8 protein-coding genes are annotated in these 13,627 nt (G+C 70.8%); 4 read left to right on the top strand and 4 right to left on the bottom strand.

The window, feature by feature from the left end; translation table 11 throughout:
• The first annotated feature begins 107 nt into the window (after nucleotides 1-107).
• Nucleotides 108-716: a TetR/AcrR family transcriptional regulator gene (locus tag ACFYPJ_RS06175; RefSeq protein WP_389011228.1), complete on the top strand. Its 609-nt coding sequence runs from the start codon at nucleotides 108-110 to the stop codon at nucleotides 714-716.
• A 134-nt stretch (nucleotides 717-850) separates the two neighbouring features.
• Nucleotides 851-1,885 carry an AI-2E family transporter gene (locus tag ACFYPJ_RS06170; RefSeq protein ID WP_389011226.1) on the top strand — a complete coding sequence of 345 codons (1,035 nt, stop codon included), beginning with the start codon at nucleotides 851-853 and terminating at the stop codon, nucleotides 1,883-1,885.
• A gap of 119 nt (nucleotides 1,886-2,004) precedes the next feature.
• Here ACFYPJ_RS06170 and ACFYPJ_RS06165 read toward each other — a convergent pair whose 3' ends face one another.
• A complete protein-coding gene (locus ACFYPJ_RS06165; protein ID WP_389011223.1) occupies nucleotides 2,005-4,164 on the bottom strand; it encodes a SpoIIE family protein phosphatase in 2,160 nt (719 codons plus the stop codon).
• Between the two features lie 146 nt (nucleotides 4,165-4,310).
• Here ACFYPJ_RS06165 and aspS point away from each other — a divergent pair, with 146 nt between their 5' ends.
• Nucleotides 4,311-6,074 carry an aspartate--tRNA ligase gene (aspS, locus tag ACFYPJ_RS06160; RefSeq protein WP_389011220.1) on the top strand — a complete coding sequence of 588 codons (1,764 nt, stop codon included), beginning with the start codon at nucleotides 4,311-4,313 and terminating at the stop codon, nucleotides 6,072-6,074.
• A gap of 70 nt (nucleotides 6,075-6,144) precedes the next feature.
• On the opposite strand, the gene metG is transcribed toward aspS, so the two are convergent.
• Together metG and ACFYPJ_RS06150 are read right to left on the bottom strand one after the other, a co-directional pair.
• Complete coding sequence (gene metG / locus ACFYPJ_RS06155; RefSeq protein ID WP_389011217.1) at nucleotides 6,145-7,872, bottom strand: methionine--tRNA ligase; 1,728 nt, start codon at nucleotides 7,870-7,872, stop codon at nucleotides 6,145-6,147.
• Nucleotides 7,873-8,076: 204 nt separating this feature from the next.
• Nucleotides 8,077-10,125, bottom strand: coding sequence for a VWA domain-containing protein (locus ACFYPJ_RS06150; protein WP_389011214.1), 2,049 nt, complete (start codon nucleotides 10,123-10,125; stop codon nucleotides 8,077-8,079).
• Between the two features lie 255 nt (nucleotides 10,126-10,380).
• On the opposite strand from ACFYPJ_RS06150, the gene ACFYPJ_RS06145 reads away from it, so the two are divergent.
• Nucleotides 10,381-12,456, top strand: coding sequence for a PhoX family protein (locus ACFYPJ_RS06145; protein WP_389011211.1), 2,076 nt, complete (start codon nucleotides 10,381-10,383; stop codon nucleotides 12,454-12,456).
• A 96-nt stretch (nucleotides 12,457-12,552) separates the two neighbouring features.
• Here the strand turns inward: ACFYPJ_RS06145 and ACFYPJ_RS06140 are convergent, their stop codons facing one another.
• Entirely contained in the window at nucleotides 12,553-13,563 is a 1,011-nt protein-coding gene (locus ACFYPJ_RS06140) for a hypothetical protein (protein ID WP_389011209.1), read from the bottom strand.
• Between the last annotated feature and the right edge of the window lie 64 nt (nucleotides 13,564-13,627).

Raw genomic sequence — 13,627 nt, 5'->3', positions numbered from 1 at the left:
CGCCGGACTCCCGCTCTGGCATCATGAGCAAAACGGAACGTCGCTCCGGTACGACGATACGGAACACGGATCCGTTTTGCCAAGGGTCATGAGGGCGGAGGAGCGCGGTGGACGACAGCGACGGGGGCGCAGGGCGCGCGGCCGAGCCCGGACAGGCGGCCGAGCCCAGGCGGAAGGACGCGCGGCGTAACAAGGAGGCCCTGCTCGACGCGGCTGCCGCGGTCTTCGTCACGTCGGGCGTGGAAGCGCCCGTACGTGACATCGCGACCAGGGCGGGCGTCGGGCTGGGCACGATCTACCGCCACTTCCCGACGCGGGCGGACCTCATCATCGCCGTCTACCGGCACCAGGTCGACGCCTGTGCCGAGGCCGGTCCCACGCTCCTGGCGGCCGGCCCGACTCCGCATGCCGCACTGGAGCGCTGGATCAGCCTCTTCGTCGACTTCCTGGCCACCAAGCACGGGCTCGCCGTGGTGCTCCAGTCCGGCAACGCCGCCTTCGACACGCTGCACGCCTACTTCCTCGACCGCCTCGTGCCCGTCTGCGCCCAACTGCTCGAAGCCGCGGCAGCCGCCGGCGAGATCCGCTCCGACATCAGTGCCTACGGACTGATGCGCGGAGTGGGCAACCTCTGCATCGGCGCGGACGGCGATCCCGGCTACGACGCACGCCGCCTGGCCGAGATCCTCATCGCCGGGCTGCGCCTGCCGCGGTAGAGCCGCGCTGGAGCCGCGACGGAAGCGCGGGCCCCGCCCGTCCGACGGTGCCGGACGGGTGCCGTACGGGCGGGAGTCACCCAGCCGGGTCGGCGCGGCAGGACAGTCCGGCGTCGCCGTGATCCGCTGGAGCGGTGCACTTGCTTCCGGAGGCCGTCCGCCGACTCGCCGCGTGGTGCGTGGTGATCCTGCTCGTCTCCGGTGTGGTCTACGTCGTGATCCGGCTGTGCGTGGCCTTCCGCACGGCCGTCACACCGGTGCTGCTCGCGCTGCTGGGCACCGCCCTGCTGCGGCCGCTGTACCGGCGGCTCGTGGCGGCCGGGGTGCACCGGTCGCTGGCCGCCGGGCTCACCTGCGTCGGGGTCGTCGCCGTGGTCGGCGGCGCCGTGTACGTCGTGGTCGCCGCGCTCATCGACAACGGCGACCAGATCGCCAGCTCGCTGCGGGAGGCCGCCAAGTCCCTCGCCCGGCACCTCGGAGCGGCCGACACCTCGGTCGACGATCTCGCCACCAGCGCGAGGAAACTGCTGGCCAAGTTCGGCGGGACGGCCGCCTCCAACGTCATCAGCGGGGTCAGCGTGGTCGGCGAGTCCATCGCCATCGCCGTCCTCGCGCTGCTGCTCGTCTTCTTCTTCCTGCGTGACTCGCACCGCGTCGCCGCGACCATCCGGTCCGTCGCGCCGCACGGCACCGCGGACACCCTGGAGTCCATGGCACGGCGGGCCTTCGGCGCCGTCGAGGGGTTCATGCGCGGGACCACGGTGATCGCGCTGATCGACGCCGTCTGCATCACCGTCGGACTGCTCGTCCTGCGGGTGCCGGGCGCGCTGGGACTGGGCGCGCTCGTGTTCGTCGGCGCCTACATCCCCTACCTCGGCGCGTTCCTGTCCGGCGCGGTGGCGATCCTGGTCGCGCTCGCCGACCGGGGTTTCGTGATCGCGCTGTGGGCGTTGGCGGTGGTGCTCGCCGTGCAGGTCCTGGAGGGGCATGTGCTCCAGCCGGTCATCCAGAGCCGGACGGTGCAGATGCACCCGGCGCTGGTGCTGCTGGCGATCGCCGCGGGGGCGTCCGTCGCGGGGATCGTGGGGATGCTGCTGGCCGTGCCGCTGACCGCCGCCGCCTTCGGCGTCGCCCACGAACTCCGGCACCGGTACGCGGCAGCACCGTAACCCCGGCCCGCCGCCGTGACGCCTACCCGTGCCCGTCGGCCTCTGGCTTGCGCCTCACCCCGCCGCGCGGAAGCTTCGTGGTCACGCGGGACCTCTGTGGTCACGCGGGACCTTCGCCGTCAGTTCTGTTGGAGCAGCTGCTCCTGCAGTTGCTCATGTGGCTGTTCGTGCAGTTCGAACCAGACGCACTTGCCCTTGCCCCGCGGGTCCACGCCCCACGCGTCGGCGAGCCCCTCGATCAGGACCAGGCCGCGGCCGCCGCAGGCCAGTTCGCCGGGGCAGCGCCGGCGCGGGAGGGCGTCGCCGGAGTCGGTGACCTCCACCCGCAGCCGGCGCCGGCCGGGGGCACCGCTGATCTCGGCGAGCAGCAGCGCGTCCGTGTCGGTGTGCAGCAGGACGTTGGTGACCGTCTCGGAGATCAGCAGCACCGCGGAGTCGACCTGGTCGGCCGAGGCCCAGTCGTGCAGCAGCGCGCGCAGCAGCTGCCGGGCCTCGGCGATCCGCTCCGGCTCTGTCTGCGCCACGTTCAGGGCGGTGCGGCGGGCCGGACGCCGCATGGCCAGGGTGCCGTCCCCGGTGTCCTGCACCGTCCGGCGCATGAGCAGCACGGCGATGTCGTCCTCGCGCCGGTCGGTCAGCGGGCCGGTCAGGTGGTGCGAGGAGGGGCCGTGCACGCCCTGCACCAGGGCGTCGGCCAGTTCCTCCAGATCGTGGCCGTGCTGCTCCAGGATCGTACGGATACGTTTGCAGCCGCTCTCCAGGTCGTGGCCGCCGGTCTCGATCAGGCCGTCCGTGCAGAGCATCAAGATCTCGTCCCGCTCCAGCACGAACCGGGTCGTCGGATAGGTGGCGTCCGGGTCGATGCCCAGGGGCAGCCCGCCCGCGGTCGGCCGCTCCAGCACCGTTCCGTCCGGCATACGGATCGTCGCGTTCGGATGTCCGGCGCGGGCGATCTCCAGCCTCCCGGACTCCGGTTCCGCCTCCACATACAGGCAGGTCGCGAAGCGCGGGTCGGGGCCGGCGGTGATGCCGTGCAGGAAGCGGGAGGCACGGGTGAGGACCGCGTCGGGGCGGTGTCCCTCGGCGGCGTAGGCGCGCAGCGCGATCCGCAGCTGTCCCATGAGTCCGGCGGCCGTCACGTCATGGCCCTGGACATCGCCGATGACCAGCGCGTATCTGCCGCCCGCGGGCTGGGTCCGGGAGCCGGAGCAGGGCAGCGGGATGAGGTCGTACCAGTCGCCGCCGACCTGGAGCCCGCCGCCGGTCGGGATGTAGCGGGCGGCCATGGTCATGCCGGGCACCTCCGGGCCCAGGCGGGGCAGCATGGACCGTTGCAGGCCATCGGTCAGCTCCCGTTCCGAATCGGCGGCCTCGGCCCGGGAGAGCGCCTGGGCGAGCATCCGGGCCACCGTCGTCAGCACGGCCCGCTCATCGGGCGTGAAGGCGACCGGGTAGGCGAAGGCCGCCATCCAGGCACCCATCGTGCGACCGCCCGCCGTCAGCGGCAGAAACGCCCAGGAGCGACGGCCGAACGGCTTGGCGATCGGCCAGGTCAGCGGGTAGCGGGAGCTGTACTGCTTGGGCGAGGACAGATAGACGGCACGGCCGGTCCGCACCACGTCCACGGCCGGGTAATCGGTGTTCAGCGGCATGTTGAAGAAGGGGGCCCCTTCGGAAAGCTGCTGCCCGTGGTGGCCGATGACCGTCAAGCGGTCGCCCACCACGGCGAACACCGCGAGCCCGTCCAGTGAGAAACCCGGCATGGACAGGCCGGCCGCGACCCGCAGCACCTCCGCCGTGGACCGCGCCTCGGCCAGCGCCCGGCCCGCGTCCAGCAGGAACGCCTCCCGGGAGCGTCGCCAGTCGCCGTGTACCGCGCTTCGCCCCGCCGGGGTGCCCGGCACCGGTTCGGTGACCTCCTGGAGGGTGCCGATGATGTCGTACGTCCTGCGCTCGTGGTCGAAAGAGGGCTTGGACCTGCTGCGTACGGTCCGCAGGATGTGGCCCTGCTCGTCCACGATCCTGATCCGCGCCTCGGCGATCGTGCCTTCGGCCGCGGCGAGCCGGACGATCCCGGCGACCTCGTTCCAGTCGACCGGATGTATTCGATCCCGTGTCTGTGCCACGGTGAAGGCCGACGGCTCGGAGGGGAATCCGAGCAGGCGGGCGGCCTCCGCGTCCGCGGTGACCAGTCCGCTCGCGGTATTCCAGTGCCACAGTCCCGTCGCCACGGCGGCGAGGACGTCGTCCACCGCGGGTAGGGGCTCGCCAGTACGCATTGCCCCACTTTAGGAATATTTGAGAGAAAGATGCCACTGATCGGCGGGGTCGAAATAGGGAGCGGCCGGTCTTGGGGTGCCCGGTAGGCTTGGGGAAGGTTTCACGTGAAACCCTCCCCCGATCCGCGAAGGCTGGATGAACGACGATGCATCGGTACAGGTCCCACACCTGCGGCGAGCTCCGCGCCTCTGACGTCGGCACCGACGTCCGGCTGAGTGGCTGGCTGCACAATCGGCGCGACCTGGGCGGCATCCTCTTCATCGATCTGCGCGATCACTACGGCATCACCCAGCTCGTCGCCCGCCCCGGCACGGAGTCGTACGACGCGCTCGACCGGCTCTCCAAGGAGACGGTGGTCCGGGTCGACGGCAAGGTCGTCTCGCGCGGCACCGAGAACGTGAACCCGGAGCTGCCGACCGGCGAGGTCGAGATCGAGGTCGGCGCGGTCGAGGTGCTGGGCGCGGCGGCCCCCCTCCCCTTCACCATCAACGCCGAGGACGGGGTCAACGAGGAGCGGCGGCTGGAGTACCGCTTCCTGGACCTGCGCCGCGAGCGCATGCACCGCAACATCATGCTGCGTACGTCGGTCATCGCGGCGATCCGGCAGAAGATGGTCGCGTTGGGCTTCAACGAGATGGCGACGCCGATCCTGTCCGCCACCTCCCCCGAGGGCGCCCGCGACTTCGTCGTCCCCTCCCGTCTGCACCCGGGCAGGTTCTACGCCCTGCCGCAGGCGCCGCAGCAGTTCAAGCAGTTGCTGATGATCTCCGGCTTCGACCGCTACTTCCAGATCGCGCCCTGCTTCCGCGACGAGGACGCCCGCGCCGACCGCTCGCCGGGTGAGTTCTACCAGCTCGACGTCGAGATGAGCTTCGTCGAGCAGGAGGACGTCTTCCAGCCGGTCGAGAAGCTGATGACGGAGCTGTTCGAGGAGTTCGGCGGCGGCCGTCATGTCACCTCCCCCTTCCCGCGCATCCCGTTCCGCGAGGCGATGCTCAAGTACGGCTCGGACAAGCCGGACCTGCGCGCCAAGCTGGAACTGGTCGACATCACCGATGTCTTCGAGGGCTCGGAGTTCAAGGCGTTCGCGGGCAAGCACGTGCGTGCCCTGCCGGTGCCGGACGTGGCCGCGCAGCCCCGCAAGTTCTTCGACCAGCTCGGCGACTTCGCCGTCGCGCAGGGCGCCAAGGGCCTGGCCTGGGTGCGGGTCGCCGAGGACGGATCGCTGTCCGGCCCGATCGCGAAGTTCCTCACCGAGGAGAACGTCACCGAGCTGACCAAGCGGCTCTCGCTGGCCGCCGGTCACGCCGTGTTCTTCGGCGCCGGCGAGTTCGACGAGGTCTCGAAGATCATGGGCGCGGTGCGCGTCGAGGCCGCCAAGCGCGCCGGGCAGTTCGAGGAGAACGTCTTCCGCTTCTGCTGGATCGTCGACTTCCCGATGTACGAGAAGGACGAGGAGACCGGCGCGATCGACTTCTCGCACAACCCGTTCTCCATGCCGCAGGGCGGCCTGGAGGCCCTGGAGACGCAGGACCCGCTGTCCATCCTGGGCTGGCAGTACGACATCGTCTGCAACGGCGTCGAGCTGTCCTCCGGTGCCATCCGGAACCACGAGCCGGACATCATGCTCAAGGCGTTCGAGATCGCCGGCTATGCCCGGGAGACGGTGGAGGAGAAGTTCGCGGGCATGCTCCGCGCCTTCCGCTTCGGCGCCCCGCCGCACGGCGGGATCGCCCCGGGCGTCGACCGCATCGTGATGCTGCTCGCGGACGAGCCCAACATCCGCGAGACGATCTCCTTCCCGCTCAACGGCAACGCGCTGGACCTGATGATGGGTGCGCCGACGGAGCTGGAGGACGTCCGGCTGAAGGAGCTGCACCTGTCGGTGCACAAGCCGCAGCCGAAGTAGGCACAGAAGCAGCACGGCGTGAGGGCCGGAAACCGATACCGGTTTCCGGCCCTTTTCGCATGTCTGGAGGTCAGGCGGGCTCGCCGCCGAAGCGCTCCTTGTAGGTCTCCAGGTCGTCGTCCGTCAGCTTGGCGAACAGGACCGGCGGGACCGTGAAGGGGGTGCCCACGGGAACCGAGGTGAGGGCACGGGCCTCGTCCGCGGTGACCCAGGCCGCCGTGTCGTCCGCCAGTGAGAAGGCCGAGCGCATGGCGGCCGACGCCGACGGGATGATCGGCTCCGAGACCACCGCGTACAGGTGGATCAGGTTCATCGCCGTGCGCAGCGTCAGGGCCGCGCCGTCCTTGTCGGTCTTGATCTCCAGCCAGGGAGCCTTCTCCTCCAGGTAGGAGTTGCCTGCCGACCACAGGGCACGCAGGGCTGCCGCCGCCTTGCGGAACTGGAGGGATTCCATCTGCTGCTCGTACTCCGCGAGCAGCCGGGCGATCTCCTCACCCAGCTTCGCCTCCGGCTCGCCGGGCTCGCCGCCCGCCGGGACCTCTTCGCCGAAGCGCTTCTTCGAGAAGGACAGCACACGGTTGACGAAGTTGCCGAGGGTGTCGGCCAGGTCCTTGTTCACCGTGGCCGTGAAGTGCTCCCAGGTGAAGGACGAGTCGTCCGACTCGGGGGCGTTGGCGATCAGGAAGTAGCGCCAGTAGTCGGCCGGGAGGATCTCCAGGGCCTGGTCGGTGAAGACGCCCCGCTTCTGCGAGGTGGAGAACTTGCCGCCGTAGTACGTCAGCCAGTTGAACGCCTTGACGTAGTCGACCTTCTTCCACGGCTCGCGGACGCCGAGTTCGGTGGCCGGGAACATCACCGTGTGGAAGGGGACGTTGTCCTTCGCCATGAACTCCGTGTAGCGGACGTCGGTGTCGACGTCGTACCACCACGCCTTCCAGTCGCGGTTCTCGGGGTCGGTGTCTCGCGCGGCGTCTGCCCACTCCTTCGTCGCGCCGAGGTACTCGATCGGGGCGTCGAACCAGACGTAGAAGACCTTGCCCTCCGCCGCCAGCTCCGGCCAGGTGTCGGCCGGCACCGGGACGCCCCAGTCCAGGTCACGGGTGATCGCGCGGTCGTGCAGGCCCTCGGTCAGCCACTTGTGGGCGATGGAGGACGCCAGCTGCGGCCAGTCCTTGTCGTGCCGGGCGACCCACTCGCGGACCTCGTTCTCCAGCTTCGACTGGAGGAGGAAGAGGTGCTTGGTCTCACGGACCTCCAGGTCCGTGGAGCCCGAGATCGCCGAGCGGGGGTTGATCAGGTCGGTCGGGTCGAGCACCCGGGTGCAGTTCTCGCACTGGTCGCCGCGGGCCTTGTCGTAGCCGCAGTGGGGGCAGGTGCCCTCGACGTAGCGGTCGGGGAGGAAGCGGCCGTCGGCGGGCGAGTAGACCTGGCGGATCGACCGCTCCTCGATGAACCCGTTCTCGTTGAGGCGGCGGGCGAAGTGCTGGGTGATCTCCCGGTTCTGGGCGCTGGAGCTGCGGCCGAAATAGTCGAAGGACAGCCCGAAACCGTCGTAGACCGCCTTCTGGGCGTCATGCGCCTGCGCGCAGAACTCGGCCACCGGGACGCCCTGCTCCTTGGCGGCCAGCTCCGCGGGGGTGCCGTGCTCGTCGGTCGCACAGATGTAGAGGACGTCGTGGCCGCGCTGACGGAGGTAGCGGGAGTACACGTCCGCCGGGAGCATGGACCCCACCATGTTGCCCAGGTGCTTGATCCCGTTGATGTACGGAAGGGCGCTGGTGATGAGGTGTCGAGCCATCGCGGGCTGCTCCCAAGTCGCTACGCGGGGTGACGGATGGCCGTTTTTCCGGGCGTCTCCGTCTGTCTACGAACCTTGAAATCGTAGCCGACACGGGTACGCCGCCCGCCTCCCGTTTCTACGGGTGGGAGGCGGGCGGCGTCAGGTGATCGCCTCGGGTGATCGCGACGGGGTGGCTCCGGGGCGGTCCGGTCCGGTCCGGGGCTATGGCCGCCAGGTGGCCAGTACGCCTTCGTACAGCTCCGAGTCCGTCAGCTCGCGGGGGGTGGGGCCCGCGTGGAAGAAGGACGTGTTGCCGGTCTTCAGCTTGCGGAGGTAGTCGAACGCCTTGTTGTCGTGCTCACCGAAGGCGACGAAGGAGAAGAAGACGGAGGGGTGGTCCTTCGCCGCCGCCGTGAGCGACTGGGTGGCGGGGGTCTTGGCGTCGGGGGCGCCGTCCGTCTGGAACACGACCAGCGCGGGGAGGGGAGCGTCCGTGCCGGTGGCGGTGGCCGCGGACGCCTGCGTGGCCTTCTCGTGGTGGGCGAGCACGGCTTCCACGGCCGCGTGGTAGCTGGTGCGGCCCATCCGGCCGAGGGAGGCGTGGACGTCGTCGATCCGGTTCTCGAACTCGGTGAGGGTGAGATCGGTGGTGCCGTCCAGCTCGGTGGAGAAGAAGACGACGTGGACCGCGGCCTCGGGGTCGAGGTGGGCGGCGAGCGCGAGGGCCTGCTCGGCGAGGGCCTGGGCGGAGCCGTCCTTGTAGTACGGACGCATGGAGGCGGAACGGTCGAGCACGAGGTAGAGCTTCGCCCGGGTGCCGGTGAGGCCGGTTGCGGCGAGGGCTTCCGCGGCGGACCTGTAGGCGGTGGCCAGGCTGGGGGCGACGGTGACGGTGTCGGTGGCTGCGTCCGTGTCGGGGACGGTGGCTGCGTCCGTGTCGGTGTCGGTGGGTGCGTCGGCTTGGGGGGCGGGGAGCGCCTCGGCCGCAGGGGCGGGGGTCGTCTCCGCTGCTACGGGTTCGGGTTCGGGCTCCGCCACGGCCACCGGTTCGGGCTCCGGCGTGGGCTCGGTCGCCGGCTCCGGTTCCGGGTCCTGCGTTGCTTCCGGTTCCGGTGTCTGCGTTGCTTCCGCTTCCGGGTCCTGCGCCGGTTCCGGTGTCTGCTCTGCCTCGGCCTGGGGCTCGGGTGCCTGCTCGGCCTGGGGCTCGGGTGCCTGCTCGGCCTCGGTCTGGGGCTCTGGGGCGGGCGCCTGCTCCGGGGCGGTCTCCGCTGCCGGCTCGGCGGGCTCGGCGGGCTCGGCGGTCTCCGCGGCGACCGGCGCGGGCTCGACCGTCGGCTCTGCTGTCGGCTCCGCCGGAGCGTCGTCCGCGTCGGCCGTGGCCTGCGCGGCTTCCGATTCCGCGTCCTGCTCGTCCTGCTCGACGCGCTCGACCTGTTCGACTTGCTCGACACGCTCGTCCTGCTTGACGGGCTCGACCTGCACGTCGGCCGTGGCCGGGACGTCGTCCGCGTCGTCTGCATCGTCCGCGGCCGGGACGATCTCCGCGTCGGCGGTCGGCTCCGGTGTCGGCTCGGGCGTTGCCTCGGGCTCGGGCGTCGGCTCCGGCTCGGGAGCGGTCGCCTGTTCTGCCTGCGGCTCGGAATCGCGCTCGGGCGTCGCCTCCGACTCCGGACCCGTTGCCTGTTCTGCCTCGGGCTCGGGCGCTGCCTCCGGCTCGGGAGCGGTCGCCTGTTCTGCCTGCGGCTCGGAATCCGGCTCCGAATCCGGCTCGGGTGCGGCGGTGGGCTCCGCAACCGCTGTTTCCGCGGCCGTCGGCGCCTCAGGGGCCGGGTCCGTTTCTTCTGCCGAACGGGCCGGGCGGGGGACCGAGACGTTGTCGAAGGCCGCTGCCACCAGGTCGTGTTCCGACGGTTCCGACTGACGGGGTTCCGGGACCTGGGCCGTGACCGGGGCAGGAGCGGAGTCAGCGGAAGAGGAAGGAGCGGAGTCAGCGGAAGAGGCAGGAGCGGAGTCAGCGGAAGAGGAAGGAGCGGAGTCGGGAGAAGAGTCGGAAGAAGTATCAGGAAGATCGGCGGAAGCAGAGGAAGGAGAGGAAGCAGCGGGGGACGGCTGTTCGGGCTTCGGTTCCTGTGCGGGGATCCGCTCCGCCTCCGCCTGTCCGGCGGCCCGGTCCTCATCTCGTGAAGGCAGTTGCTCCGCACCCTCTGCCTCGGCCGTGTTCCCCTTGCGCGATCGGCCGAATGCGTTCCGCAGGAGAGTGAGAATGCCCATGTGCGCAACCCTTCGCATGAATTATGTCCGTCAATCCCTGGCCAGGACGGACACGTAAGGTTAGCGGGCCGGGGTGGTGATCTTGGGAAGGGGCGAGGGGGGACGCCGACGTTCGTGTCAACGCTTCCGCACCCGCCCGCGCAATGCCCCTTCATGCCCCCGGGGTTCACCGATCATTCATCCAGCGGCAGTCCATCCGCACACGCGTCCCCATACCGTCACGCTCACACCAAAGGCTTGCAAGGGGAGAGTAAAGTGCGCAATCTGCTGCCCGTCATCGGCTCGCATTCGGGTGGGCGTTCCGCCATGACCTGCCGTTTCCGGTGTGGTGACGCCTGTTTCCACGAGGTGCCCAACACCAGTTCCAACGAGTACGTCGGCGATGTCATCGCGGGTGCCCTGAGCCGTCGCGGGGCGCTGCGGGCCGCAGCCGCGGTGACCGTGGCTGCCGCGGCCGGTTCCGCCGTCGTCGCCGGTGCCCCGCAGGCGGCTGCCGCGGAGGCGAAGCCCGGCACACCCAGCGCAACCGGCAAGCCGGGCAAGCCCCAGCAGGGTGCGCGCGGGCTGCGGTTCAGCCCGGTGGCCCCGAACACCGCCGACGCCGTCACCGTGCCCGACGGCTACCAGCAGAACGTGGTCATCCGTTGGGGAGAACCGATTCTGCGCGGTGCGCCCGCCTTCGACCCGGAGCACCAGACGGCCGCCGCGCAGGCCGGGCAGTTCGGGTACAACAACGACTTCCTCGCCCTGCTGCCGGTACCCGGCGAGCACGGCCGGCAGCTGCTCGTGGCCAACCACGAGTACACGGACGAGGTACTGATGTTCCGCGGCTACGACGCCGCCAACCCCACCCGGCAGCAGGTCGAGGTCGCCTGGGCGGCGCACGGTCTGTCGGCCGTCGTCGTGGCGGAGGACCGCAGGAGCGGGAAGCTCACTGTCGTGAGCCGGCACCACCTCAACCGGCGGATCACCGCGACCAGCGAGTTCAGGCTCACCGGCCCCGCCGCCGGGTCGAGCCTGCTGAAGACCTCCGCCGACCCGACCGGCCGCAAGGTGCTCGGCACTCTCAACAACTGCTCGGGCGGCACCACCCCGTGGGGCACCACGCTGCACGGCGAGGAGAACTTCAACCAGTACTTCGCGAACGCCAACCGGCCCACGGACGCGCGGTACGGCATCGGCACCGGCGCCACCGAGCGCAAGTGGGAGCGGTTCGACAAGCGGTTCGACATCGCGCAGGAGCCCAACGAGGCCCACCGGTTCGGATACGTCGTCGAGTTCGACCCGTACGACCCCACCTCCACGCCCCGCAAGCACACCGCGCTCGGCCGGTTCAAGCACGAGGCGGCGACCGTGCGGATGACGGCGGACGGCCGTCCCGTCGTGTACACGGGCGATGACGAGCGCTTCGACTACTTCTACAAGTTCGTCGGCAGCAAGCGGATGAGGCACGGCGACAGCCGTTCCGCGCGCGAGCACAACCTCTCGCTGCTGGACGAGGGCACCCTGTACGTCGCCAAGCTGACCGGTGACTCGCCCGCGAGCGACATCGACGGCACCGGCAAGCTGCCCGCCGACGGCGAGTTCGACGGCAGCGGGACCTGGATCCCGCTGGTCACCGCCACCGAGCACGGAGCCGTCTCGCACGTCGAGGGCATGACCGTTCAAGAGGTCCTGGTCTTCACGCGGCTGGCCGGTGACAAGGTGGGCGCCACGAAGATGGACCGCCCGGAGGACATCGAGCCGTCGCCGCAGTCCGGCAAGGTGTACGTCGCGCTCACCAACAACACCAACCGTGGCAAGGCCGGTTACGCCGCCCCCGACGAGGCCAACCCGCGCACCACCAACAAGCACGGGCACATCCTCGAACTCACCGAGCGGCACAACCGCGCCGACGCCACCTCCTTCGCCTGGTCGGTGTTCCTGGTCGCCGGTGACCCCGCCGACCCGGCGACCTACTTCGCGGGCTTCCCGAAGGACAAGGTCAGCCCGATCTCCTGCCCGGACAACGTGGCCTTCGACCCGCACGGCAACCTGTGGATCTCCACCGACGGCAACGCGCTCGGCACCCACGACGGCCTGTTCGGCGTCGCCACCAGGGGCGACCGGCGCGGTGAGCTGAAGCAGTTCCTGACCATGCCGAACGGCGCCGAGACCTGCGGTCCGATCGTGCAGGACCGGCGCGTCCTGGTCGCCGTGCAGCACCCGGGCGAGATCGACGGGGCGTCGGTGGAGAAGCCGGCGAGCGCCTGGCCGGACGGACCCGGGAAGATCACGCGGCCTGCGGTGGTCGCGGTGTGGCGCGCGGACGGCGGCGACATCGGCGTCTGACGCACACACCGGAGGGCGTGCCCGGGGCCCCGGCGCACGCCCTCCGGTACGTACGGTGCGTGACGTCGTCCTGTGAGCCCCGCGCACGGCGGGGGCTCACGCCCCCGGTGTGGCGGTGGGTCCGCCCGGCGGCCAGCGTCCGCCGACCCCCGCTTCGGCCTGCGCGCTCTCGTCCTCGAACGGGGTCAGGGGCTCCGGGTAGCGGGCGGTCCGGCGGTCCGGCAGGGCACGGGTCCGGGCGGACGGAATCCGTACGTTCCGGGTCAGCCAGGTGGCCACGGCCACCGTGAGGCCGAGGCCCACCAGCAGCCAGGAGACCGTGCGCAGGGTGGCCGTGAGGGCGTCGTAGACGGCGCCGACGGCCGGCTGCGAGAGGTCGGCGGGCAGGTCGGCGAGGGTGAGGCGGCGGCCGATGGCGACGGCGAGGGCGAGCAGCGCGCCGCCCAGGGCCGTGCCGAGCGCGGTCGCGGTGATCGCGCGACGGCGGTGGACGGCGAGGGCGATCCCGGCGACGGCGAAGACGACGGCCGCGACGGGGAGCCAGAACCCGGCGACTTCGAGCACGTGGAATCCCTTCCGGAGGGGGGCCAGTTCCTGTGCGGGGAGTACGGCGAAGGTGGTGTGCTCGACCGGGATCCGGCCCGCGAGCGGCATGTGGTCCTCGGCGAGCTGCCGTTTGACCTGGGCGGTGACGGGAGCGAGATCGACGGTGACCGGCTCGTCGAGGTAGTCGTCCTCGGTGTCCTCGTCGCGCAGGGCGCGCAGCACCGCGTCATGGGTGGCCCGGTTCCCCTCGTCCCAGGCGAGACGGAAGGCGCGGGTCTGGGTGAAGGAGTGCACCGCGTCGTGCACGAAGGGTCCGACGGCGCCCCGCACCGGGCGGACGTCGAGCTTCTGGTCGACCTCCCGCATGATGCCGGCGCCGACGGTGTCCGCGACCGCGTTGCGCACGTCGGGGTCGGTGGCGAGCGGCGCCATCGTCGTGACGTACCGGCCGGTGTCGGCGAGTCCGTACGCCGCCCAGGCCGCCAGCGCGCCGAACGGCACGAGCAGGCAGGCCAGTGCGATCAGCGCCGCCGACAGGGCGTTCCTGAGACGTGGGGGCACTCTGCCAGCCAACGGCCTTCGGGCGCGGGTCGCGAGCGGTAAGCCGCCATTCGGGTGGTCTTCG

Source organism: Streptomyces sp. NPDC006012, assembly GCF_042871185.1.
Taxonomy (GTDB): Bacteria; Actinomycetota; Actinomycetes; order Streptomycetales; family Streptomycetaceae; genus Streptomyces.
The sequence above is the reverse complement of the archived record's forward strand: the minus strand, read 5'-3'. Positions and strand labels throughout refer to the sequence as shown.

Bases quoted from the DNA above. Each gene is read 5' to 3' on its own strand.
- ACFYPJ_RS06165 (WP_389011223.1), bottom strand. From the start codon at position 4,164: ATGCGTACTGGCGAGCCCCTACCCGCGGTGGACGACGTCCTCGCCGCC.
- ACFYPJ_RS06150 (WP_389011214.1), bottom strand. From the start codon at position 10,125: ATGGGCATTCTCACTCTCCTGCGGAACGCATTCGGCCGATCGCGCAAG.
- metG (WP_389011217.1), bottom strand. From the start codon at position 7,872: ATGGCTCGACACCTCATCACCAGCGCCCTTCCGTACATCAACGGGATC.
- aspS (WP_389011220.1), top strand. From the start codon at position 4,311: ATGCATCGGTACAGGTCCCACACCTGCGGCGAGCTCCGCGCCTCTGAC.